General features: G+C 40.4%; 35 protein-coding genes and 1 other RNA gene. 12 read left to right on the top strand and 24 right to left on the bottom strand.

All coding sequences use genetic code 11. From position 1 onward, the window contains the following. Positions 1-6: 6 nt before the first annotated feature. The 4 genes from B3S92_RS00810 to B3S92_RS00825 all read right to left on the bottom strand — a co-directional run bounded on the left by B3S92_RS00810 (position 7) and on the right by B3S92_RS00825 (position 3,496). Complete coding sequence (locus B3S92_RS00810; protein ID WP_296201899.1) at positions 7-735, bottom strand: Smr/MutS family protein; 729 nt, start codon at positions 733-735, stop codon at positions 7-9. Between the two features lie 51 nt (positions 736-786). Further along, the gene (gene trpC / locus B3S92_RS00815; RefSeq protein WP_296201901.1) at positions 787-1,632 is read right to left on the bottom strand and encodes an indole-3-glycerol phosphate synthase TrpC; all 846 of its coding nucleotides are present in this window, start codon (positions 1,630-1,632) and stop codon (positions 787-789) included. Positions 1,633-1,677: 45 nt separating this feature from the next. Then, the gene (gene trpD / locus B3S92_RS00820) at positions 1,678-2,781 is read right to left on the bottom strand and encodes an anthranilate phosphoribosyltransferase (protein WP_296201903.1); all 1,104 of its coding nucleotides are present in this window, start codon (positions 2,779-2,781) and stop codon (positions 1,678-1,680) included. A gap of 85 nt (positions 2,782-2,866) precedes the next feature. Beyond that, positions 2,867-3,496 (bottom strand): anthranilate synthase component II, encoded by a 630-nt coding sequence (locus B3S92_RS00825; RefSeq protein WP_296201904.1) that lies wholly within the window; start codon positions 3,494-3,496, stop codon positions 2,867-2,869. Positions 3,497-4,136: 640 nt separating this feature from the next. On the opposite strand from B3S92_RS00825, the gene glnA reads away from it, so the two are divergent. Continuing rightward, positions 4,137-5,546 (top strand): type I glutamate--ammonia ligase, encoded by a 1,410-nt coding sequence (gene glnA / locus B3S92_RS00830; RefSeq protein WP_296201905.1) that lies wholly within the window; start codon positions 4,137-4,139, stop codon positions 5,544-5,546. 131 nt (positions 5,547-5,677) lie between these two features. Here the strand turns inward: glnA and B3S92_RS00835 are convergent, their stop codons facing one another. Beyond that, entirely contained in the window at positions 5,678-6,403 is a 726-nt protein-coding gene (locus B3S92_RS00835) for an SIMPL domain-containing protein (protein WP_296201906.1), read from the bottom strand. Between the two features lie 297 nt (positions 6,404-6,700). On the opposite strand from B3S92_RS00835, the gene ffs reads away from it, so the two are divergent. Continuing rightward, an RNA gene (ffs, locus tag B3S92_RS00840) (signal recognition particle sRNA small type) lies at positions 6,701-6,797 on the top strand. Between the two features lie 262 nt (positions 6,798-7,059). After that, on the top strand, positions 7,060-8,238 hold the full coding sequence (locus B3S92_RS00845; protein ID WP_296201907.1) for a CinA family nicotinamide mononucleotide deamidase-related protein: 1,179 nt from the start codon (positions 7,060-7,062) through the stop codon (positions 8,236-8,238). A 105-nt stretch (positions 8,239-8,343) separates the two neighbouring features. On the opposite strand, the gene B3S92_RS00850 is transcribed toward B3S92_RS00845, so the two are convergent. From B3S92_RS00850 to B3S92_RS00940, 19 genes are all read right to left on the bottom strand, one after another. Further along, positions 8,344-8,700 carry a glutaredoxin family protein gene (locus B3S92_RS00850; protein WP_296201909.1) on the bottom strand — a complete coding sequence of 119 codons (357 nt, stop codon included), beginning with the start codon at positions 8,698-8,700 and terminating at the stop codon, positions 8,344-8,346. A 381-nt stretch (positions 8,701-9,081) separates the two neighbouring features. Then, positions 9,082-10,224 (bottom strand): site-specific integrase, encoded by a 1,143-nt coding sequence (locus B3S92_RS00855; protein WP_077448548.1) that lies wholly within the window; start codon positions 10,222-10,224, stop codon positions 9,082-9,084. 168 nt (positions 10,225-10,392) lie between these two features. Continuing rightward, positions 10,393-10,743, bottom strand: a complete 351-nt coding sequence (locus tag B3S92_RS00860) for a hypothetical protein (RefSeq protein WP_296201911.1) — start codon at positions 10,741-10,743, stop codon at positions 10,393-10,395. Next, complete coding sequence (locus B3S92_RS00865; RefSeq protein ID WP_296201912.1) at positions 10,740-11,096, bottom strand: hypothetical protein; 357 nt, start codon at positions 11,094-11,096, stop codon at positions 10,740-10,742. Before B3S92_RS00865 ends, B3S92_RS00860 begins: the two co-directional genes overlap by 4 nt. Next, complete coding sequence (locus tag B3S92_RS00870; RefSeq protein WP_296201913.1) at positions 11,093-11,335, bottom strand: hypothetical protein; 243 nt, start codon at positions 11,333-11,335, stop codon at positions 11,093-11,095. The genes B3S92_RS00865 and B3S92_RS00870 overlap by 4 nt, the downstream gene beginning before the upstream one ends. Positions 11,336-11,338: 3 nt before the next feature. Next, positions 11,339-11,665 carry a hypothetical protein gene (locus tag B3S92_RS00875; RefSeq protein WP_296201915.1) on the bottom strand — a complete coding sequence of 109 codons (327 nt, stop codon included), beginning with the start codon at positions 11,663-11,665 and terminating at the stop codon, positions 11,339-11,341. Between the two features lie 2 nt (positions 11,666-11,667). Then, entirely contained in the window at positions 11,668-12,636 is a 969-nt protein-coding gene (locus B3S92_RS00880; RefSeq protein ID WP_296201917.1) for a transcriptional regulator, read from the bottom strand. Positions 12,637-12,658: 22 nt separating this feature from the next. After that, positions 12,659-13,675 (bottom strand): YqaJ viral recombinase family protein, encoded by a 1,017-nt coding sequence (locus tag B3S92_RS00885; RefSeq protein WP_296201919.1) that lies wholly within the window; start codon positions 13,673-13,675, stop codon positions 12,659-12,661. Further along, entirely contained in the window at positions 13,668-13,829 is a 162-nt protein-coding gene (locus B3S92_RS00890) for a hypothetical protein (RefSeq protein ID WP_296201921.1), read from the bottom strand. Before B3S92_RS00890 ends, B3S92_RS00885 begins: the two co-directional genes overlap by 8 nt. Next, the gene (locus B3S92_RS00895) at positions 13,826-13,987 is read right to left on the bottom strand and encodes a hypothetical protein (RefSeq protein ID WP_296201923.1); all 162 of its coding nucleotides are present in this window, start codon (positions 13,985-13,987) and stop codon (positions 13,826-13,828) included. The genes B3S92_RS00890 and B3S92_RS00895 overlap by 4 nt, the downstream gene beginning before the upstream one ends. A 10-nt stretch (positions 13,988-13,997) precedes the next feature. Further along, positions 13,998-14,333, bottom strand: coding sequence for a hypothetical protein (locus B3S92_RS00900; protein ID WP_296201924.1), 336 nt, complete (start codon positions 14,331-14,333; stop codon positions 13,998-14,000). A gap of 134 nt (positions 14,334-14,467) precedes the next feature. Continuing rightward, positions 14,468-14,620: a hypothetical protein gene (locus B3S92_RS00905; RefSeq protein ID WP_296201925.1), complete on the bottom strand. Its 153-nt coding sequence runs from the start codon at positions 14,618-14,620 to the stop codon at positions 14,468-14,470. Then, complete coding sequence (locus B3S92_RS00910) at positions 14,617-14,808, bottom strand: hypothetical protein (protein WP_296201926.1); 192 nt, start codon at positions 14,806-14,808, stop codon at positions 14,617-14,619. Before B3S92_RS00910 ends, B3S92_RS00905 begins: the two co-directional genes overlap by 4 nt. A gap of 327 nt (positions 14,809-15,135) precedes the next feature. Continuing rightward, positions 15,136-15,624 carry a Panacea domain-containing protein gene (locus tag B3S92_RS00915; RefSeq protein ID WP_296201927.1) on the bottom strand — a complete coding sequence of 163 codons (489 nt, stop codon included), beginning with the start codon at positions 15,622-15,624 and terminating at the stop codon, positions 15,136-15,138. Beyond that, positions 15,621-16,586: a hypothetical protein gene (locus B3S92_RS00920; protein WP_296201928.1), complete on the bottom strand. Its 966-nt coding sequence runs from the start codon at positions 16,584-16,586 to the stop codon at positions 15,621-15,623. The genes B3S92_RS00915 and B3S92_RS00920 overlap by 4 nt, the downstream gene beginning before the upstream one ends. Positions 16,587-16,859: 273 nt before the next feature. Then, on the bottom strand, positions 16,860-17,315 hold the full coding sequence (locus B3S92_RS00925) for a hypothetical protein (RefSeq protein ID WP_296201929.1): 456 nt from the start codon (positions 17,313-17,315) through the stop codon (positions 16,860-16,862). Positions 17,316-17,327: 12 nt separating this feature from the next. Further along, positions 17,328-17,459 carry a hypothetical protein gene (locus B3S92_RS00930; RefSeq protein ID WP_296201931.1) on the bottom strand — a complete coding sequence of 44 codons (132 nt, stop codon included), beginning with the start codon at positions 17,457-17,459 and terminating at the stop codon, positions 17,328-17,330. Positions 17,460-17,487: 28 nt separating this feature from the next. Next, positions 17,488-18,093 carry a hypothetical protein gene (locus tag B3S92_RS00935; RefSeq protein WP_296201933.1) on the bottom strand — a complete coding sequence of 202 codons (606 nt, stop codon included), beginning with the start codon at positions 18,091-18,093 and terminating at the stop codon, positions 17,488-17,490. 67 nt (positions 18,094-18,160) lie between these two features. Beyond that, the gene (locus B3S92_RS00940; protein ID WP_296201935.1) at positions 18,161-18,799 is read right to left on the bottom strand and encodes a LexA family protein; all 639 of its coding nucleotides are present in this window, start codon (positions 18,797-18,799) and stop codon (positions 18,161-18,163) included. A gap of 112 nt (positions 18,800-18,911) precedes the next feature. Here B3S92_RS00940 and B3S92_RS00945 point away from each other — a divergent pair, with 112 nt between their 5' ends. The 9 genes from B3S92_RS00945 to B3S92_RS00985 all read left to right on the top strand — a co-directional run bounded on the left by B3S92_RS00945 (position 18,912) and on the right by B3S92_RS00985 (position 23,275). Further along, positions 18,912-19,100, top strand: a complete 189-nt coding sequence (locus B3S92_RS00945) for a Cro/CI family transcriptional regulator (protein ID WP_320157887.1) — start codon at positions 18,912-18,914, stop codon at positions 19,098-19,100. Positions 19,101-19,102: 2 nt separating this feature from the next. Then, on the top strand, positions 19,103-19,447 hold the full coding sequence (locus B3S92_RS00950) for a CII family transcriptional regulator (RefSeq protein WP_051584328.1): 345 nt from the start codon (positions 19,103-19,105) through the stop codon (positions 19,445-19,447). Further along, the gene (locus tag B3S92_RS00955) at positions 19,447-19,896 is read left to right on the top strand and encodes a hypothetical protein (protein WP_296201938.1); all 450 of its coding nucleotides are present in this window, start codon (positions 19,447-19,449) and stop codon (positions 19,894-19,896) included. The genes B3S92_RS00950 and B3S92_RS00955 overlap by 1 nt, the downstream gene beginning before the upstream one ends. 66 nt (positions 19,897-19,962) lie before the next feature. Continuing rightward, complete coding sequence (locus tag B3S92_RS00960; protein ID WP_296201940.1) at positions 19,963-20,637, top strand: antA/AntB antirepressor family protein; 675 nt, start codon at positions 19,963-19,965, stop codon at positions 20,635-20,637. Continuing rightward, positions 20,637-21,608, top strand: coding sequence for a replication protein (locus B3S92_RS00965; RefSeq protein WP_296201942.1), 972 nt, complete (start codon positions 20,637-20,639; stop codon positions 21,606-21,608). The genes B3S92_RS00960 and B3S92_RS00965 overlap by 1 nt, the downstream gene beginning before the upstream one ends. Before the next feature lie 4 nt (positions 21,609-21,612). After that, complete coding sequence (locus B3S92_RS00970) at positions 21,613-22,176, top strand: hypothetical protein (protein WP_296201943.1); 564 nt, start codon at positions 21,613-21,615, stop codon at positions 22,174-22,176. Next, entirely contained in the window at positions 22,173-22,322 is a 150-nt protein-coding gene (locus B3S92_RS00975) for a hypothetical protein (protein ID WP_296201944.1), read from the top strand. Before B3S92_RS00970 ends, B3S92_RS00975 begins: the two co-directional genes overlap by 4 nt. After that, the gene (locus B3S92_RS00980) at positions 22,315-22,728 is read left to right on the top strand and encodes a VRR-NUC domain-containing protein (RefSeq protein WP_296201945.1); all 414 of its coding nucleotides are present in this window, start codon (positions 22,315-22,317) and stop codon (positions 22,726-22,728) included. The genes B3S92_RS00975 and B3S92_RS00980 overlap by 8 nt, the downstream gene beginning before the upstream one ends. Then, complete coding sequence (locus B3S92_RS00985; protein WP_296201947.1) at positions 22,706-23,275, top strand: hypothetical protein; 570 nt, start codon at positions 22,706-22,708, stop codon at positions 23,273-23,275. Before B3S92_RS00980 ends, B3S92_RS00985 begins: the two co-directional genes overlap by 23 nt. Positions 23,276-23,318 lie beyond the last annotated feature (43 nt).

Below are 23,318 nucleotides of genomic sequence, written 5' to 3' on the forward strand. Positions count from 1 at the left end.
AAGCTATTAGCTATCAGTCTTATTTTTCTTTAATAAAACCAAAACGGCACCATTACCCCCATCTTTTGGAGGAGCGGAAACGAAGCCTAATACTTCAGGAAGCTGGCGTAACCAGCCATTAACACAGGTCTTAAGCACAGCATCTGAGCCTTTACCATGCACAATTTTCACCACAGTTTCATTGTTGCTACGTGCCTGAGTGATTAAAGTGGTAACCGCTTCACGGGCCTCGTCAATAGTTGCGCCGTGGATATCAACCGCATCGTACCAACGCAGTTTACCTTGCTTAAGCTGGTTGAAGACTTTATTTTGCAAGGTAGAGGTCTTATACATTAGATAAGACTCACCGCTGACAGGATTTAATAAAGCCTGCATATCTGACAGACCCGCCCCTAATTGTTCTGTTTCAGTACCTTGTGCAGCAGCACGTTTAGAAAGAGTGGCTGCATCTGGTTTGGTAGCTTTAGGTTTGGCCACATCAGACAAGGTGTTGTTGTCTTTAATTGGCTGAACCCCTGCCATGGCTTGTAGGAATAACACTTTGTCATCATCTACATGCTCACTACCTAACTGTTTTACCGTTTTCTCAACTTGTTTTTTGGTAGGCAAAGTAACGGGATCCGTTGGCTTTTCATTTTCAGGGTCGCTTGGTGAGGTGGCACGACCTTTACTTAATTCGCTTTTTAGCTCTTTAAGTTGATCTTGCATTTCTTTAGAAAATAGAGAGTTTGACATAAATAATTACCGCTTAAATTTAATGAGTTTAAATAATGACTCTTGTAGGAATTATAGTGAGTTTAGCAAAGAGGCCAAGGTTTCACCGGGATTATCTGTTTTCATAAACTGTTCCCCAATTAGAAAGCTGCTAATCTGATTGCTTAACATAAGCTGCATATCTTCGCTGCTATGGATACCACTTTCCGTTACTAAAAGCTGAGGGCGAGTAGATTGGTTATCAACATAGGCTTTCAATCTAATCGAAGTTTGCAGATCGGTAGTAAAGGTATTTAAGTCGCGGTTGTTAATTCCATAGATATTATGCTCAGAGTCAGGCAACTGTAAAGCGCGCTCAAGCTCCTGCTGAGTATGAACTTCAATCAACACATCCATGCCTAAATCGCACGCCACTTTATGGAGCTCATGCAACTTTTCATCTTCCAAACAAGCCACAATTAACAAAATACAGTCTGCACCAAGTAAGTAAGACTGATAGATCTGATAATTATCTATCATAAAGTCTTTACGTAATACTGGTAACTTGCAAGCTGCTTTGGCCTGTTGCAAATAATCATTGTGACCTTGGAAGTATTGTTCATCAGTCAGTACAGACAGACATGCCGCGCCCGCTTGCTCATATTGCTGAGCGATTAGGGCAGGGTCGAAGTTCTTTGAAATAATGCCCTTTGATGGAGAGGCTTTTTTTACCTCAGCAATAATCCCTGGTATGCCCGCTTCTTGTTTGGCCAATAATGCTTTGGCAAAGCCGCGACGAGGTGCATTGCCCTGTTGCATTAAGGTTTCTGCTTCACGTTTAATACTGTCAAAATCTTTTTTAGCTTTGGCAGCAGCCACTTCTGAGTGCTTGGTGGCAACGATTTTTTTTAGGATTGAAGGAATGGCATCTTGGGTCATAATTTGCTCGTATAGTACACTTAAAATTAGTATGTGGTTGATAGCTTAGAAAGTTTGAGTATAGGCTGCCAATTCTTTCATCTTTTGTAAGGCTTTACCGCTACGGATAATGTTTTGTGCCTGATTAACCCCATTAGGGAAGTTGCTGGCAAGACCGGCGACATAAATAGCAGCCCCAGCATTTAGAGCAATCATATCACGCGCTTTTTCTACTTTATTTTGGTTAATTTCAAAGTCATTGCTGTCTTCGCCAGACAGTGCTGCTTGAATTAACTGTAAGCTTTGCTTGGAGGAGCTAACATCTAAGCCCACTAAAGTCTGTGAGTCAATACCTGCATCCTCTGGGAAGATATCATAAACCGTTACTTCTCCATCTTTTAACTCAGCTACTTTAGTACTGGTCGCCAAGCTGATTTCATCTAGGCGGTCTTTTGAGCCGACCACCATCACATGTTCAGCGCCTAAGTTTTTAAATACATGGGCCAAAGGCTCACACATATTATCGGTAAATACCCCAACCACTAAATTTTTCACACCAGCTGGGTTGGTTAATGGGCCTAGAATATTGAAGATAGTACGCACTTTTAGTGCTCGGCGCACTGGAATGGCATGCTTCATCGCAGTATGGTGATTGGGTGCAAATAAAAAACCGATGCCTTGCTCTTCAATACATTGAGAGGTCTGCTCTGGAGAAATATTAAGGTTTACCCCTGCTTGTTCAAGTAGGTCTGAGCTCCCAGATTTAGAAGAGACACCACGGTTACCGTGTTTAGCGACCGTGGCTCCGGCTGCTGCTGCCACAAAAGCTGAGGCAGTAGAGACGTTAAATAAATTACTGCCATCGCCACCGGTACCCACAATATCAACCAGATTATGACAGTTTTTAGGCTCGATTGTATGAGCAAAATCTAACATTACACTGGCTGAGGCAGTGATCTCATCAATCGACTCACTCTTCATGTTTAGGCCTGTTAAAAGAGCTCCCATCATGGCATCAGGACAGCGTCCGTCCATAATAATGGTCATGATTTGACGCATTTCCTGCTGAGTTAAATCGATTCTTCGCAAGATGCGAGCTAAGGCAGTGGTTAAAATGTCATGAATTTGGTCATCAGATAAGTGAGCTGTGGTTAACGGAGTATTTGGCATAATTTTTAATACGACTTAAGTTAATGGAAAGGTTTAATTATTAAAATTATTGGTTTTTTTATTATACACACTAAGACTAAAGTTGTTAGTGGCTTAATAGATCATGTTGGTTTAAAAAGTTTTCAAATAATTTCAATCCGGCGTGACTTAATATGGATTCGGGATGAAATTGAACCCCCTCAATAGGGAGCTGCTTATGACGGATACCCATAATTTCATCGGCTGCATTTTTATCATAGGTAAGGTGAGAATCCTCTTTATTTGAACCACTGGATGTCCAAGCACTAATTAAAAGGGTATCGGGCAAAGAGTTCTTATCGATAATTAAAGAATGATAGCGAGTAAATTCTGTGGGATTATCTAAGCCTTCGAACACGCCTTGTCGGTCATGAAAGACTTGGGAAGTGCGACCGTGCATGATTTGCGGTGCTCTAATAATATCAGCACCAAAACATTGAGCAATGGCCTGATGACCTAGACAGACACCGAGTAGGGGGAGCTTGCCGGCAAAATGTTCGATGCATTGTAGCGTAATCCCTGCTTCATCGGGAGTTCCCGGACCTGGACCGAGGACAATGGCTGCTGGATTAAGCCTCTCAACATCAGCCAAACTGACTTTATCATTTTTAGCGACCCTAACCTCTGCGCCAAGTTGTTGCAGATATTGCACTATATTATAGGTAAAGCTATCGTAGTTATCTAAAAGCAAAATCATAAAGAGTTATCACAACAATTAAGGTCGAATTAGTTAAGGTTGAAGGAATAAAGAAATAAAATAATAAAATGATAAAGACAGATTATACCTATCCCAAGTCAGATACGGAACCGAAGCTATTATAGCTAGCGATAAGTGAGAGTTAGCAATAAGTAAGTCTTAGGAAAAACTTTTACTAAAATGCCCCAAAATAAACAACAATTTGGCTATATATGCACAAAAATAGTGCGATAATATAAGGGTCATTGCACTATTTTTGACATTATTGGTCAGATAACACCTCGCTTAGCCGTATAAATGGCCTGAAAATGTATCATTTTTAAGTTATCAGTCTAATAATCATCAATAAATGCTAATATTTCAAAAAGAATTGTTTTAAGTTGGCACATCAGTTGCAACAATTAATATATCAAAGTAGCAATAGGTTACTTAAAGTCAAACTGAGCTTTTCTGACTTGAGTTTAAATTGTCATTAGAATTTTAAATTACTGTTACCTAAACTGTTTTTTGATAAAATGAGAATGCTATGCCAGCTTTTGAACCTAATAAGCCTAAGTGCCGCATAATAAATTCAAATTGAGTTCAGCTTAAATTACCCCACAAAAAAGTTCGTTGTGAACAATTAATGGAGAGACATATAATGTCAAACAAACTATTCGATCTAATCAAAGAGTCTAACGCCAAGTGGGTAGACTTTCGTTTTACTGATACGATCGGTAAAGAGCAGCACATCAGCTACCCGGCATCAAGCATCGACGAAGATGTTCTTGAAGACGGTAAAATGTTTGATGGCTCATCTGTTGCTGGCTGGAAAGGCATCGAAGCCTCTGACATGATTTTACGCCCAGATCCAGAAACAGCGTTTATCGATCCATTCTTTGATTCACCAACCGTTGTTGTGACTTGCGACATCATTGAACCAACTACTATGCAAGGCTATGATCGTGACCCACGTTCAATCGCTCGCCGTGCAGAAGAGTACTTAAAATCAACAGGTATCGGTGACACTGCATACTTTGGTCCAGAGCCAGAATTCTTCGTGTTTGATGACGTAAAATGGTCTGTGGATATGTCAGGTGCCCGCCATCGTATTACTGCTGAAGAAGCTGCTTGGTCAACAGATAATGATTATGAGTGGGGCAACATGGCTCACCGCCCACGCGTAAAAGGCGGTTACTTCCCAGTACCTCCAGTGGACAGTGCTCAAGACTTACGTTCAGTGATGTGTCAGCGTTTAGAAGACATCATGGGCCCAGACCGTGTTGAAGTTCACCACCACGAAGTAGCGTCATGTCAGTCTGAAATTGGTGTGTCATTCAACACTATGGTTCGTAAAGCAGACGAAGTACAGCAGTTCAAATATGTGGTACATAACGTTGCCCATCAGTTTGGCAAAACGGCTACCTTCATGCCAAAACCAATCGTAGGTGATAACGGTTCTGGTATGCACGTGCATATGTCAATCTCTAAAGATGGTGTGAACACTTTTGCTGGTGATGAGTATGCCGGTCTATCTGAATCAGCATTATACTTCATCGGTGGTATCATCAAACACGCTCGTGCATTGAACGCGATTGTTAACCCATCGACTAACAGCTACAAGCGTTTGGTACCTCATTACGAAGCGCCAATTATGCTAGCTTACTCTGCGCGCAACCGTTCAGCCTCTATCCGTATCCCATACGTGAGCTCGCCTAAAGGGGTTCGTGTTGAAGCTCGCTTCCCTGATCCAACCGCTAACCCATATTTAGCATTTGCAGCATTATTGATGGCCGGCCTTGACGGTATCCAAAACAAAATGCACCCAGGCGATGCAGCAGATAAGAACTTATATGACCTACCTCCAGAAGAAGAAGGTTCTATCCCAACCGTTGCTGAGAACTTAGAAGTGGCTCTACAAGCACTGAAAGATGACCACGAGTTCTTACTAAAAGGCGATGTGTTTACTAAAGACATGCTAGATGCCTTTATCGAACTTAAAACTGAAGAAGTACGTCGTCTAAACACCACTGTGCATCCAGTAGAGTTTGATATGTACTACAGCCTATAATCCTTAAAGGCTAGTTTTACAGAAATAAAAAACCCCAGCTTTTGAGCTGGGGTTTTTATTTGAGAGTTACTTATTATTATCTTTTATTACCTTTAAATTGAGGGTAATACAGCTATTTTATAAAACTACAGCTATTTCATAAATGGGATAAGTTCAATAGTCCCGCTCGCTGTCACACCCAATCTAGTGTTTCCGCCTTCAAACTCTTGGACAGGAACACTGCTTTTTGCAGCTGCATCACGCATCATCATCATGGGACGCGGTTGGTAGCCTCCACTAGAGTTAATAGAAACATTAACAACTTGATAGCCGCTCATGCCCCAAACCTCAGCCAATGATTGGGCCTGTTCTTTAAATTGTAGGGAAGCTTTCTTAATAAGCTCTTTTTCTAGTTGCTTTTGTTTTTTCTCAGAGACACCAAATTGAATGTTTTGTACCACTAAGTTCTCTTGTAGCTTGGCCACAAGCTCGCTGGTTTTAGCAAAGTCATTGCTTTTTAAGTCCACACTAACTGTGCCTGTCCAGCCCACAATCTTACCGTTATCATCATATTTAGGATAAGTATGCTGCTGCCCTGTAGTAGCTATCACTGTGGGGTAGCCCTTGGCAGTGCTCAAGGCTTGATTCATTGCTGTATTAAGCTCTGTCGCAAGCTTTTTTGGGGTGGTGGCTTGTGCTTGCTTATATAAAGTAGCGGTAACCTGATCGTTTTCAACTTCTTGGTTGGCTTCCACGTTAAAGCTGATTTGGTTATAGCCCGTAGGTTCAGCATTCGCTGCTTGAGCAAATAAGGCAGCACCGCCTAATAGGGAAAGCATGCCGGCTTTAGATAGAGATTTAGAAAATGATTTTGACATTATTGTATTCCTTATAAATTATTGTTGTTAGAACTTTAGTAGTCATAAGCTGCTCTGTGTAATCTTGAGAAAATATAATCAAAGAACAGCCAATTGAGCAAATAATATCAGGTTACATATTTACTGTAAGTGGAGACCCTGTGAATATTGTTACACAAATATGCTTTTTCTTTCATCGTTATCAGTCATTTTTGTTACTTACGCATATAGATAGAGCAAAAGTAGACAGAGCATAGTAAATCTTCGAATATACTTGAAAACATTGAAACTTTAGGTATAATACGTGCTTGGTGGCTCCATTGGTAGCCTCGCAACTTTGTACTATGAACCCCGCCAGGACCGGAAGGTAGCAACGGTAGTAGATACATAGTGTGCCGAGGATGTGCTAGTGGGGTCATCATTTTTTTTGCCTAGAATTTATAACAATATAGAAATCTCATTGCTATCAGTATGAAATAAGGGTCTGTCACGATAAAGTGTCAGGCCTTTTTTTGTGGGTGTTAGAAAATAATACCAGTTTAAAGAATAAACCCTCAGGAGACTAAGTTAGATAGAGTAACGAGGAGAGTCTACTGTTTGTAACCGTGAGTGTTTACAATAGAACAAATATCAAAGGATAGATATTAAAAATTGAATAAATAAAAACAGAGGTGATTATGAAAGCTGAAATTATAGCTATTGGTACAGAAATATTGCTTGGTCAGATTGTAAATACCAATGCTCAGTATATGGCTGAAGAATTGGCTGACCTAGGAATAGACGTTTATTTTCAGAGCGTCGTCGGGGACAATCGGGACCGAATTAAACAGGCCTTACAAATTGCCAGTGAGCGTTCCGATTTAGTGGTGTGTTGTGGCGGTTTAGGGCCAACAGAAGATGATTTAACCAAAGATGCTATTGCTGACTTTACCCAATCAAAACTAGTTATTGAAAAACAGGCTGAAGAAAAGATACTAGAGCTGTTTAAAGGCGGTAGCGACACTCTAATCACCTCCAATAAAAGACAGGCCAATACCATTGAGGGCAGTCATCTTCTCAAAAATGAAGTGGGCTTGGCAGTGGGCTTTGTGCACAAATATCAAGACACTTATTATGCCGTGCTACCAGGCCCCCCTAGAGAGATGAAAGTCATGTTTGAACAAGAGTTCAAGCCTTTGATTGATGGTCTATTGGGTGAACGAGAGAAGCTTTATTCTAAGTATTTAAAGTTTGGCAATATTGGCGAGTCTGCGGTAGAGGACACTCTCAAAGAGCTTATTATTAAGCAAGATAATGTCTCGATTGCGCCTTATGCGGGCATTGGAGAAATTACGATTCGATTGTCAGTGAAGGCAAATAGCCTTGAGCAAGCAGAGACTTATTTTGAAAAGGTCGCCAAACAAATACGTGATCTTTTAGGTGACTATTTATACAGTGAAGAAAACGAGTCATTAGAGCAAGCTTTAGCCCAACATAAGATAGCGGGCTTTGGGGTGTATGAAGTAAATACCAATGCTTATTTAAGCCATAGAATTCTCAGTAGTGATGCCCCTAATGAAAATCTATTAATTAGTACCACCAAAGTTGAGAAGCACAGCATTACTGAAGCATTGGCTGAAACTCAATTTACAGATTTTATTGAGAAAAATAATTTGAAAAACGCCATTGGTCTTTTTCATTGCCAAATCTCTCAGGCTTCAGTCACCCCTTCAGGTCGACCAAAAAAGAGATTCTTTATTGCATTATGTGTGAATAACCAAGTGTCAATTATTGAAAGAACTTTCATTGGAGATATGCAAGCAGTACAAATCCGCGCTGCTAAGACTGCATTATTCTTGTTATTAAAAGCGCTATAAACCTTAGTAAGCTAGGGATGTTGTAGTTGCTCTGAATGAGTAGATAAAGCCATCAGGTTTATTGAATAAACTTGATGGCTTTTTTGGTTCTAAGCTAGTTAGGATTTATTGATTTCGAATATGGTTTTCGATTAACGACTTGTTATAGCCATGAATGGTTGAGCCATTAAACTGTAATAAGGGCACAGCTTGGCCACCTAGCATTTTGAACTGCTCATAGCCTTCAGCGGACCTTTCTATGTCGTATTCGCAATAATTCACATTATGTTTGGCTAATAATTGTTTGGTCTGCTTGCAGTAGCCACACCAAACGGCACTATAAAGTACAATATCGTTTTGCTCAGAGGCATTACAAGCTAAGGCTTCAGGGACGGACTGAACTCTACTAGCGTTAATCATATAAAAGCTTGCCATTAACACGGTAGCGGTTAGCACTAAGGTAAATAATGTGATGGGTTTCATACGTCACCTGATCTTTAAAATATGTGCAAGTGAGTATAGATAGGATAGAGCTAGAAGTCTAATGAGTCTGGAAATGCTTTGTGTTGGTATCTTTCGATATGACTTATTTCAATACCAACAAATAGACCAACATTTATAACTTAGATAAGAGTTTGTTGACTACTTTGAGCTGTTAAAACAGGCATAAAAAAAGCCACTTAACTATAAGTGGCTTTTTTTAATAAAATATTTGGTGGAGATGGCGGGAGTTGAACCCGCTACGAGCTTATGCAGTCTGACACAATCCGACAAGAAGCCTTGAAACATAAGGCTTTTGATTTTTGGTTGTCAGATTACATCGGACTGTTTGACGTGATAGCACGTCAAAAATCACGTCACAGATTAATCCGTCCTAAGCTTACTCATCTCAATCTTATTCTTATCACCATGAATCCAGCGGCCGTATCTTTTCATAAGCATCTGAATACTGTGGCCTAGTTGATTAGCAACAAACACTGGATTCACTCCATCCATCAATAGCATAGTAGCATAGGTGTGCCTGGCGTTATATGCTGGGCGCTTTCTAATGCGACACGCTTCCATAGCTCTACTGATTCTTAGTCGTGGCGGTTTTTCATTAAAAAATGGCTGGCTAGTCTCAGGGCATATCATCACATAATCATTATCAAGCTTTAGTGCTTGTAGCGCTTCAAACGCTGCTTTGCTTCTGTCGTTAAGATACACTTCACGCACTGTATGAGTTTTAGTGACGCTTTTCTCAACACCGCGCACCCTCGTTTTATTGATGATAATAGACCCATTAAACCAGTCTATATCTGACCATCTCAGAGCAAGCAATTCACTGGGTCGGCACCCCGTCCAAAACGCCACCTCAAAATACCAATAATAAAAATGCTCATCACCATCAAGATTCTTATCAAGCCAGGTCAGTAGCGCATTCATCTCATCTCTGTTGAATGGGTCCGGCAACCCCGTCTGCACTTTCTTGTTATTGATGTCAGACATAGGGTTGTAGCTTTGGTCAATCAACTTCATTTCAACGGCTTTATCAAAAACCCCGCGAAGTGGTACCAAGCAATTATTTAAGGTCTTATCAGTTTTAAAACCCCTGTCGGCAATAGCATCTTTAATCTGGTCACTGGTGATTTCATCAATACGAGACAAGGCAAAGTAGGGCATCCAGTGCTTATTAAGAGCTGATAAGTAATCTTTCTTAGAGTCAGTATTGGCTTCGCAGTGCTTAAGATACTTTTGTGCGACTTCTTGAAAAAGAACGCCGCTAGTAACTATCGATTCAGCTTGATAACCCTTGGCGGCATTGATGTCGGCATCGGTTAAGATGCCCCATTCGGCTTTTGTTGCTAATTCAGCTCTAATTTTAGAGGCTGCAGCGATACCTTCCGCAGTCGGCGGGTGTGGGAGCGTGATGTTGTACCGCTGTTTGCGTCGCTCAAAGTAGATTTGGACACTGCCGGTGCGGATTCGCACTCCTGTTGGCAGTTTTTTGCTTGTTGATTTAGCCATTTGTTAAATCCAGTTACTGAGTAATAGATTCGATTGTCAACTTTAACCCAGACTTCACCTTGCTTCCAACTATCTTTTCGTAAATCATAAAACCGACTTCTGGGTATGCCGGTCAGCTCTTCGAACTTTGGTGCGCTCACCCAGTCAATCTCGACTACAGCGACATTATCATCTGACATCTTTAGATCCTCCGTTTATTTCATCAATTGAATAAACCCACGGTGCCATGTTGTCTTCATAGTGTTCGTTAATAAACACTTTGGCGCTATCAATACAAGCAAATCCACCGCAATGGTCAGTGTGGCTATCTGATAGACGGGTTTTTTTAACTAAATACTTACCATTAATGTCATCCAATATCACATATAAGTGAGTAGGGCCTTTGGCAACAATGCGAGTATCATCAAAAGGATTTGCATTCTGATAATGCCATTGTAGAGGCCTGACTGGCAGTTCATCTCGCTGGCGTCTACTGAGCACACCAGCTGTTTGAATCATCGACTCTCTAACTAAATTCATGCTAATACTCCAAACATATCTAATTGATCATCTGCTTTTGCAGGTTTAGCGCTTCGCTTAGCTGGCGCTAAATCCCTGCAAAAATGCTCTCTGCAATACTCAAACACATCAGCAATCGTTGTACTGCTATCCATGATTTCAGCTATTTGATTACTACCCAATTTAATAGTGCTTTTTAAACACTTGCCATTTTTGTAGATAGTCATAAATGAAAACCGACTACCTAAAAACACCATTATTTTTTCTTGCATTAAATGCTTGTCGTCTTCATGAGTAAACCAAACAGCCTTTTCCCATTGTTGGCCAATATTTGAATAACGGCTTTTTTCTGCTTCACATCTGTACCTATTCATTTGCGCTTCTCCCGTCTTGCTATTCTTGCAAGCTCGGCGCTTATACGCTTGTCACGCTCAATGGCCTTGCGCTGATTATTGATAGCTCTTTCTGGATCAATAGAACCATAGTTTTTTCTTGAAACTTTACCTGTTAAGCTTTCAGCTTGTTTTTCGGGGTGATCAGCAAGCCAGGCTTCGACAAGCTCAACTGGTATGCTGGGCTTACGTGGCAATGATTGATTTGTTTGTATTAGCATGAATTAATCCTCCTTAAACAAAGCCAAGCTACTGTTAACAGCTCGGCTGGCTCGACTGACTAGCTCCTTTAGACGCTCTTCGTTGCCGGCCATACTCGCAAGCTCTTGTTCGAGCGCACAAACCCTAAACTCTAGCTCATCTATCTCATAAGATAGATCATGATTTTCATCTTGTAATTTTCTGAGTTGTCCGGACTCTTCGGGGTTTAAGTTACGCTCCAGCCGACAGGCTAAAGCGTAAGCTAGTGAGTCATAACCCTCATCTGTTGCCAACGCTATCAATTCAAATTCAGATGCATTAGCGAATCGGCGGTTCATTAACAGGTCCATGATTAACCCTCAGCACCAATTTCTTCAGCAATCATATCTAGCGTGTCGCTAAGTAGCTGTAAATCAGGCTGTGCAAAGTCACCAGACTTGTCTTCAATCACACCGCGCATACGCTCAACGTCATCTAATGACTGGCATGATTTGATGTTATTCATAAGATTGGCGTACTCAAGCTCCAGCTTCTTATCTTTCCAAGTTTTACGTAGAGCTTCCAAGTCATCATTTTTGATGTTGATATCTGTATCTTCAGACATTTCTTTAATTTCTTTGCCGATACCATTAATTTGCTCTAAGTCTTCAGCTTGGCCAATGAGGTTGATTAATTGGGTGGTATCAAAATACTCAATAGCCGGCGCTTCAACTGTTGCCGCCTTTGCTTTGACACGCTCAAGGAGGGCAGAGGCACCGGCGTTTTTGGTTTTAACCGGCTTGGCTGGAGTAACGTCAATCGCACGGTCTTTCTCTTCTTCAGTGATCCCAAAGCCACTTAGCACGTCAGCGAACTTGTCACGTAGAGCGTAAGCACGTGCACGGTTTTTCATCATGCGCTTGGGGTACTGAGTCCAGGGACCTTGTTTACCAGCCAACCCTGCTTTTTTAGCGTCTTGCATACTAAAGGTTACGCTGTGGGGCTCTTGGCCAATTCGCTTAACAGTGACCGTTGCATATTCATCTGTAACTTCTTCAGTGATATCTTCAAGCATTCCTGAGCTTTGGCAAATGGCCACTACTGCATCACCCCAGATGGTAGGACGGCCATTAACTACAGCGATATTTTGCAGTGATTGCAGGGGTTTTAAGCCAATCTCGCTACCCATTTGCATGGCGATTAAAATATCAGCCGGTTTACCTTTGAAGTTCTTGGGCACCATTTCAGATGCTGCTAACATTTCGCTAAACTGCCAGGCTTCTTGATAGTTTTGAGGGTTGATAAAACCAGATGATTGAGTTTGTTGAGGTAAGTTATTCATTGTTTTATTCCTTATTTAATGATTATTTGATTCGCATCACACGGCTGGCTGACTGTTTGACGTACTTGGCAGCAAGTTCAGGCATATCTTTTTTAAAGCTATTGCTATCAAATCGGTTGCTGACCTGAGCCTTATATGTCACTGCAATATCACCATCGATTGCCAAGGCTTCATTGTCACCAATCGTGCAAATAAGCTTGGTTTGAGCAGCTTCAATCTGCTTTTTAAGTAGCTTTTCAGCTTCTTTCAGTTCTACGTACTCGTTGAACACTTTCACTTCATCACTATCAATGTTTACATCAATTACAGTATCAGGGTTATGAGTGGGGTACTTATTCTTAGCGTTTTGAAGCGTGGTTGGCTCCGGTGGTACACCTGCTAATACATTGTTAACCCAAAAGTCTTCGGCCACTTCAAACAGCACATCGATTAACTCTTGATTGCGCTCGATGCGATACTGACGGTACTTGTTACCACCGATTAAAACAGCCATGTAGCAAACTTGGGTATCAGTCACGCCCATATACCACTGCGCTTGACACATATACTGATCAGGTACTTGATCAGACTCTTCATCACCCCAGTCTTTAGCGACGTACTCAGATGCTGTCTTAATCTCTAAGATAGTATCGGTAGTAAGCTTGCCGTCTTTAAATCTAACGTTGCCGCTAATCTCTGGATTGATAACAGCGCGGTCAATGTTGGCCACTGCAAATTTATGGACCGGATGACGCATCATAAAGTTAACGTTTTGGATCTTAAGGTCGTTACGCTTGGCAAACTCAGTAGCGACCACTGGTTCTAAGGTGGTGCCCCAGTAAGCAGGTTCGCCGGCGGTATCTTCAACTGGCTGCGTTTTGCTGACATAAACATCGTAGGCGGTAGCGTAGGGGTTAACACCCATAATTGCTGATATATCACTGCCACCAATACCGGTTTGACGAGTCGTTAACCATTCTTCACGGCTCATGTTTTTGGTGCTAAGCGCAAGGTTTGATGCGTACTTTTTAAAGCTTTCTAATATTGCTAAATTACTCATAATCTTTTGCCTCCATTAAGGACATTTCGTAGTCGTAGTTATCGATGTACTGCTGCTGATTGCTTTGTTCTTTGTCTAGCGCAAGCAGCGCTACATGGGTTGAGCAGCCACCTACAATGGCTGCTAATAGGGCTGTAGCTAATGCCTTCATCATGCGTCCACCTCGCTAACTTCAACGACTTCTTGAAAATCTACCCAGCGCTTCAAGCTATGAATGATGTGACCGCGTGCTTGCATGATTGTTTCCCCATAGACGTACTCAGTAATGTACGCCCCTTGGTCGATGTAGCTGACTCGATATAACTTTTCCATCACCATCCCCTTAACCGTATAAAAAATCAGAATTTGTGAAACCAAGTGAGCCCATACTGTCGCGCTCTTCATAAGGCTCTTCACCCCATAGCATTGGCTCGATTTGGTCACGCATGATGTTGAAGATCTCGTCAGTGATTTCGAACTGCATTGGCTCTTCACCGTCTTTTAATGCTTCAATAACTTCCAGGCTTTTTACATTGCCATGTTCGTCTGATTTGAAGCCAACTTGAATCAAGTCATAACCTTGTTCGAAGAAGAAGAAGCCAGTCTTCTTGCGATAACCTTCGTTAATTTCGTAGTCATAACCAAGGTCCAACTTGAGTTTTTCTAAAATTGCTGTCATAATGCTTACCTCTCTTAAGTGAGTGAGGCCCCTTTTGATGTGGTAGTCGGAGGGGATTTTTTGTGGGTGACTGTTTAGTTAGTACGCGATAGCCGTCGATTAAAACGGCTATGACTTACTAGCTATTGCTGCACCTAAAAGGGTAGATTGACCGTAAAGCCAACCACTCTGTATTTCTGTTTACGCGCTTTAATGACATTTTTAACAGCTCTAATTGCATTGTCATCTTCTACATACATACAACCTTCGCCATTCCATAACTTAAATTTGAACCACTTGCTTCTCATGCAAACTCCTTCTTAAGCTGCTGATATATAGCTCGCTGACTAGTTTTTGATAAACTACGTGTTATTTTCTTAATCGCCTTACCTTCTGGGGTAAAAACCGTTTTCATTAACTTTTCAGTGTATGAAGTTGGCTCGGTTGATATAGCCACCGCTTGCTTACGTAGCGCTCTTGCTTTTCTTCCGTTCATATCTCTATCCTCGGTTGTGGTCATAGACCTTTGGTTAACACACAACAGCCGACTACTTGAATCGGCTGTAATTTGTTAGCCTTTAATCATGTTTTTAAATAATCAAAGCATCATCGTCTGATTGCTTGTCTTTGTTGCTGATGTTTATAAGGTAACTTAACTTACCTTTTATGTCAAGAAGGAAAGTAAGAAAAGTTACTTTTTAATTTACAAGGACAAAAAAACCGCCCTCAAGGCGGCTTCGTTCACATCATTTTGTGTTTTTTAAGAAACAAAGGATTTTGCTTCTCGAATTGCGGGCATAAAAAAACCGCCAGAGAGGCGGCTTTAATTATTCAGCGAGGATGTTGTGTTAAGAGTGGGGTATTTACAAGATTGGTCTACAAAATCATTAAGCTTTAAGAATGTATATCTATTAGAACCTGCTATGGGAGGAGTAGAATAGACATATTTAATGAAATCATTCCAATACAAATTTTTTGTATTCTCAATAACAGAGTCTAAAATCTTTTTAAGATTAGAATCTATATCAGGTATATCACCTTCATAGCGAAACATGACTTTAGGAGTGCCATAAATTGTTTGTGTCTTAACTATTTCAATTTCAGGATCCTCATTAGCTACTTCATATACATTGTGTACGAAAGGACCATAATTATCAAAGTACCAGTATATATCAGTAACTTGGTTCCCAGTTGCTTTAATAGACTCCCAATCTGCTAAATAAATCAATTTTGTTAGTCTTGCATTTGACAGTTCATGAGAATGCGGATAAACAGCACAAATATACCTTATTAGATTATTAAGTGTATTCATAATTTATCCTCGTTAACAATAGTTTTCTTTAATATAGAATGGTTATATTTTAACAGCTCGATAAGGATACCCTCATGACTCTCTAAAAAATTATTTACTTCTTCTAAATTAAAGTCTTTATCCACTGTAGTGCTTTCACAGAGAAGTACGCCGATTCTTGTACCTAGATTTTCAGTAATTATATAAGGATAAAAGCTTCTGCTTTTCATATTAAAATTTCTAGTGACTTCTTTGTTTATACCTAATTCCTTAGTTTGAGCTAAATACTCACTATCATCGCCACTCAAATAAATAGTCTGAGAGTTTATTTCTACATCAATAAAAGCCTTGCCTATAACGCCCTGGTCCTTTTGAAATCTAAGTCTGTTAATCTTTTTGAATTCAATATTATCACTATGCCGACCAAAGATATGTAAGAATTCTTGTTCATTATCGTTATTATCCACTTCTACATGCATATATAGAGATATTCTTTCGTTTACAGTAAATTTTAAATTTGAAGAGATAAATGCCAGAAACCTTGAAGTTATATTTCTAGCATCAGCTAGATGCTCGATTTTTAGGTCAGAAATTGCCTCTTGTGCTTCATTTAAATATTCCTTTACCTCATTAATAATAATATTTTTTTCTTTCAATTTAGAGTTTAGATTATTATTATCATGGTCTAATTCTTTCAGTTTGAGTTTTTCAGAATTTCTTTTTTTAATATGCCTGCATGTAAGTATTGGATATAAAGTTATAAAAGCTAATAAAACATAAAAAGATTTATTGTATAAAATGGTACTGAGGGGAATATTTTCTTGTCTTATAATCTTCTGAAGAGATTGCATGGATGATGTTAGCGTAAGACCTACAATGAAAAGAACTGGAGCTTCTATGAATTTAAAAAAATCAAATAAATTTACCTCTAACCATTTTACTAACCTTACAATTAAAGAGTCAGGTTCATTATTATCAATCATGTATTAAATATACCTTAGGTAAGTATTAAGATTCAGAAAAAAACTAATTTCATAATACAAGTTCAAACGTAAGAAATATATTATATGAATAACGGATAAAACAAAATTAAATAGTGGTATCTAATTTCTTCTTATGCTCGATCGCCACACCTAAAACATCAAAGGTTATGTTGGAAGAGTTCTCTATATGTCATTCTGCTAGTGAAAAGTTTGTTGCCTGCAGGAAAATGAGAAGGTACAGACATAAGGCCTCCAGTTTTAAATATCAAATCTTTACCAATCGGAGACGTTATAACCGTACTTCTTGGCAAGCTTAACAGTATCACCGTCAAAATTATGACAAGCTTGAGCATAAAGTATGCCATCACCATACAGAACGCCAGGCATTGCCATATCTGTATTAATAGGCAGTGTTGTGATTTGGTCCCCATTTTGAACAGTAGGTGAAGATAAAGAACAAGTTATAAATAAATTATGGGAGTTATGATTCCAAACGATTTTCTTAGAGCCCCAAGCCTGTCTACCACCGACAACGTTTAGTTTAATGAGGTGATAACCAGGCTGATTTTCAATTAATTCAAATTTCATGACCTTTGCAATACTGCAGGGGTCATGATAACAATTTTCAGAAATTGCACCTTTTTGAATACCTCTATGATCAAAGGTAGGAGCAGCGAATGCAGATGTACTTAGTGCACTTAAAATAGTAATGAATAGCATCTTCTTCATAATATATCCTTATTAATTACCCCACAAATCCCCATACACCCCACAGTTACGCTCAATAGCATCCATCGTATCTTCAGTGCTATGAACGCCATTACGCCAAGCATCGACGCTTTCTTGGATATATGCCCGGCAGTTTTTTGGCAATCCCGATTCATCGCCGTATTCTGGTTTCCTATTGAGGCCATTGCTTACTATTTTGATTCATTTGATTATACGCAAGACACCGTTCGAGGAATTTGATGTCATCTTTCAGATTCTCCTCAAAATAAGACTTTAAAAGACTGTAGGCTTTTATGATATCTTTTTTCACCCAGCACCTATCGCCACCAACATATAATTCCACATCATCTGAAGGTCCATCTTGCAATTCGACACTCAAAGGATTGGTAGTTATCTTGCAATAAGGATTGTCCACATCATAGTTTTCAGCCAGCCAACCTATTTCAAAATAAACTCCTTTATTTGCTACTTTCTCGTCATCGCTATGACACAAGCAGTCTCTAAATTTCTTAACTTTTTCAAAAAGCTCTTGATGTTCTTCCCAAGAGCCAACTAAGGAATATCTTTTTTGCATCAAATCTCTAGTAGAAATTAAAATATTCAATAAAGCGGAGTAAAAAAGAGGGTGCCCCGGCTTATCAATAATTCCAGTTGACAAAACAGTCTCAACCCTTGCGATTGAAAATTTTATACTCGGGATAAACTGATCTTTAACACCACTTAAGTCTTCATCTCCTGTCCATCTGTGAGAAGCATAAGGCATCTTCTTATCTTTCATCCTAAAGTTCCTTTAATCTGTATAGAAAGCATACCCAAAATGCCAGTCTGGCATGACAGCCTCCTTGTTATCTAAGTTTTTTCTTATGCTCAATAGCCACGCCACAAACTGCAAAAGGGGCATGTCTACTATCAATCACAGGGAAATCTGGATTCAACGGCACTAACTCTGAATATTCAACGCCATCATCATCAAACCCACGTGGGCGCCATTTCTTAAAAGTCACTTCTTTGTGACCATTCCTTAACGCAATAACATAATCACCTGGCGTAGGCTGAATATCTGGATCTACAAGCACCATATCGCCTGAATTAAAGTCCGGCATCATGCTCAGACCTTCAATAATTACCCAGTAAACGTGAGCACCATACTCGCCAATAACAGGTTCAAATACATCAGAGACTGCATCATCGTAATACTCACAAAACTCACCGGCCTGGACATAGTTTAGGACTGGTACTCTTCGTATATTTTCATTTGATACTACTTTGAAGTTGTCGCCATCTGGTATGCCATCAACAAGATAGCCTATTGAACATCCGAATACTTTTGATAGTCCATCTATAAACTCATGTTTTGGGAAGTTAGAGTCTTCCTCCCAGTTTTTAATAGCGGTTTTAGACACGCCAATCTTAGCCCCCAAGGCATCACGAGAAAGTTTTTTACTCTTTCTCAGATTAAAAAGACGTTGCCCTAAAGTTTGCATTTCAAATATTCCTATTACTTTTATTGGTAAGTTATCTTACCAGTTGATAAGGTAAGTTTTCTGTGCTTTAATAGGTAACTAAACTTACTTTTTGAGAACCAAAGGAAACTTTATGGCTATGTCTAAAGAAGAAGCTTTAAGTTACGCGAATGGGTCTGTCAATAAGCTGGCAGAGCTTTTGGGTATTTCTCATGCTGCTGTATCTCAATGGGAAGAAGATCAAATACCTGAATTGCGCGAATACCAGCTCAAAGCACTTAAACCTGAACATAAATTTAAACCACAAACCGAGGAGGCTTAATCATGTGCCACACCCCGATATATGCATTATCAGATGAATTGCGTGAAACCGCACGAGAGAACCATCGCATTTTATTGCAGCGACTTGCAGATGTTGGTCAAAAAACAGTTGCCGAAATTGTTGGTGTTACTGAAAGCAAGATGAGTCGTTTGAAAGACACGACAGACGGGAAGGGTGACCTTGAGCTCTTTGCTTCAATTGCTGCCGTGCTCGGTATAAAACTGACAGATAGGGATGCCGTTTACTGTGACCGAGACATGGCCCAGGCAATGGCCACTATGCTACGCACGAGCGTAAATAGCCCTGATTTTATCGACATTATTTTTAGCGGTGGAGATAAGAAGTAATGGCTATAAAAATTACTCATCCTTTGCAAAAGACAGTTGATCAGATTATCGAAGATGAGCTTGGCACAGAGTTGGTGGCAGGCGTGCAGATATCGCTGGCAAGTTTTGAGCATATTCGGAACAAAGAATACGTGCGCAGACGACTAGAGCAGAGGGGGTTTAAGTTGATGAGCGGTCATGCAGCTAGATACTCGTACAAGCTCCCAGATAATAAAAATGAGCTAGTCGAAGAGAGTGTCAAACCAAGGAAATACTTAAAGCAAGATGTAATGAATCGGTTTGTTGAATGTGGTCAAGTTACAACAGCGGGTTTGAATTTAAGAGAAAGGAAGCGGCTTATCACCACTATTTCCTACCTAAGACGCACTGGGATGCTTATTAAAAGCGAGCGAGTCTGGCTGCCGAAAGTAGGGTTTTATGAAATAACCTACAAAATAAAAAACCTCTGATAACTGCGAATTATCAGAGGCGTGTTAATTAACTTTTATCGGAAAACTAACGTAAGGAATTATGACATGAAACTACCAGCTATTCAAGAAAACAAAGATTTACAACAAGCAGTATCAGCCAGAGAGCTTTATCAGTTTTTAGGTGGAAATGAGCGCTTCTCCAAGTGGTTTGGCCGAATGGTTGAGTATGGATTTGAAGAAAATTTGGATTATTTAGGGTGTACATTTTGGTACGCCCCTGCCGGACAAGAGCTTCAGGATTATTTGATGTCAGTAGATATGGCAAAAGAAGTGTCAATGATCCAGCGCTCAGAAAAGGGCAAGCAAGCCAGACAGTATTTCATTGATTGCGAAAAAAGGCTTTTAAGCAATCAGGCTAGGGTGGCTAGGGTGCCACAAACTTTTGCTGAGGCTTTACAGCTAGCAGCGGACCAAGCAAAACAACTGGAATTAGCCAAGCCCAAGATTGAACACTATGACCGAGTGGTGGAGCGTAAAACACTATTAAACGCTACCCAGGTTGCATCAAAGATAGGTATGACAGCCCAAAGATTAAATAAGGCGCTATCAGTGGCCAATGTTTATGACCAGCGTATTAAACGCTCCAAGACGTTTAGCAGTTGGTTTGTAGAGAAAGGCTTGGGTGAAATGAAACAAACGGCTAGCGGCTATCCACAAGCACTATTTACCACCAAAGGCGAGGCATGGGTCATCGAAAATTTTAGTAGCGAGGTGGCGTAATGAACACCGTTAGAAAAGAGGTTTACCAAATGGAGAGATTTACAGCCAAGCCTAAATGGTGGGGGCGTTTACGTCATAAAGCTCGACTAACTCCAGCTGAGTTTTTGGTATTGGATGTGATATTCGATAAAACAATCGACTGGAAGAAAACTACAGACAGGATATCTATTTCTCAGTTTCAAGAAGAGCTGGGGATGAGTAATAAGGGCGTTATAAATTCACTCAAAAGCTTGAGCAAAAAAGGTCTTATTTTTCTGCTAAAACAGGATAGAAAGACTAACACGATTAGCATAAAAATGAGTGCAATTGAAGCTTATGCCAGCATATCAACTAGTGAACTCAGTTCACAAGACAAAAAAGCAACTAGTGAACTCAGTTCCAAAACTAGTGAACTCAGTTCATATCAACTGGTGAACTCAGTTCACACACACTATAACCTAAACCATTACCCTATCCCTTTTATATATATACAGGGTTATGCAATTTTAAAAAGCTATGACGTTTGTAAAAAAACACAAGCTAAGTTAGCTAAAAAAGAATTGGATAACCAAGCTGAAAGTTTGATTAGTTTTTGGAATAACAATCACGGTAAATCTAAATCAGCAGACGTTAAGTCTAGTGTTTGGTTGGCAACAGTAAAAGCGAGGTTGAAGAACTTCACAGTAGCAGAAATTCAGATGGCAATGCTAAGTGTGATCAAGAGTGAATGGCATCAGCAAAACGGACAAGTGTTGATTAAGAACGCAATCAGTAGTGACAAACGATGCGACGACTCAATAGCCAGATACCACCAGATGAACAATCAGAATACAGGGAACAATCATGCAAACAATCAATCAGCTAGCACCACAGGTAACGGACAGTATCAACGAGAAACACAAGAACAATTCGAGCAAAGGCTTCAGAGAGAATTTAACGAGCAATTTGGAGGGAAAATACAGTCCAATAGTGATCCAAGCAGCTACAGCTAAGGTTATGAAATTGTTTGCAGAATTTAAGAAAGAATACGATGGATTGGTGGATTACAAACAGCACAGATACACAGCACAGACAGCCAAAGAATGGGGTTTAGAGTTGCTTGAGGCAGGTATCAACAAAGAGCAATTTGCCAAAGGTGCTTACCTGTCAATCAAGCGTCAAAAGTACCCACCTGAAAGAGCCTACACGTTTATTGAATTATGCAGGGAAGGTGAAGTAAGCGAATACCCAAACACCCAGACAGCATTTGAAATCGCTTGTCGTAACTGTGGCATGAGAGGCGAGGTAAACCGAGACTGGCAACATCCAGTAATTTTAGAGACAGCAAATCGCATTGGATGGGGAGTGTTAGCTCAAGCTACAAACGGATTCATCAAGTATTTTGAGCAAGTTTATTCAGGAGTTATCGCAGAACACCAGAATGGTGCTGAATTTACCATACCAGAAGCTAGACGCATTGAGGCACCAAAGAAAACCAAGCTCGATGACGATAGCCCGGTAGCTCAAGACTGGGAAAAGCTAAGAGCAAGAATGTTAGGGAAGCGGAGAGAAACGACATGAAAAAACACATCGGTACCGGCAAGGTAGTCAAGAAGTCGGAATGGCTAGGGGTTAACAAAGTGAAAGTCACTTACTCAGACTTATCAAGCGAAGAGTTAACGCGCCAAGCCTATGATCAAGTTATTCGAGAGGTGAAAGATGCGTAAAGCTAGGGGGTTAACAGAAGACCAAGTGCAACAAGTCGTGCTCAATTGGTCAAGACGGCAAACATACAAATCACGTCCCTTGTTTGATTATCTGCATCATTCCCCCAATGGGGGCAGCCGTCATTCTTTAGAGGCTGCTAAATTCAAACGTATGGGGGTTAAGGCGGGTTATCCAGACTTAATACTTGATATTGCTAAGGGTGGTTATCACGGGCTCAGAGTTGAGCTTAAACGAGACAAGAGAAGCTACCTAACAAAGATTCAAAAAGAGCGCATACAGATGCTCAATGACGAGGGGTATCTAGCGGTGGTAGCCAAAGGCGTAGATGAAGCCATCGAGACAATCCAGACGTATTTAAATCTTAAAGATAAAGGGGAGTCGCTTGAACAAGGTGTTGCTAAATAGATTTGGTACCAGTCCTCGGTTGCAGTTGGCCTGCGGTGATTGGCTTCAGCATGGCATGCATGCTAAGACTGTTAAGTTTGATATTGGCCAAGGCGGTGAGGTGCCGCAAGTTAATTGGGAGGATAGGAGTGCGGCTATCGCTCTAATAAAACATGGTCCAACCAAAGCGCTGGCAAGCTTATTGCTGTGGGGGAGTAACGAGCATTGGAATTGGTCAGATGACTTTGACGAAGTTGTACGTTATTTGACTAACGAGATGCTAAAGCGCTGTGATGCAGACGATAGGCAAGCACCAAAGGGTTGCAGTCACAGCCGTGAGGAATTGGCTTATCTCATATCTCGCATGACATTGCATTTCGAGTTGTATAATCTGTGGGATTTGTACTCGCTTGAGGGGCAGCTACTGTTCAGTGGGATCAATGTGCCAGCTAACACTTATCGGCAAGTGTGGAAGAAGTACCAAGACTATATGCTTGATGATACCCAAAGGCTGGCACTAGACGTGGAACATGCTGTCCAAGAGTATAGGCATAGATTAGGACTATAAGGTTGCATTTACTACATAGCACAGCCATGATAGTATAGTTGAA

It is taken from the genome of Psychrobacter sp. UBA3962, from assembly GCF_002385225.1.
Lineage (GTDB): Bacteria > Pseudomonadota > Gammaproteobacteria > Pseudomonadales > Moraxellaceae > Psychrobacter.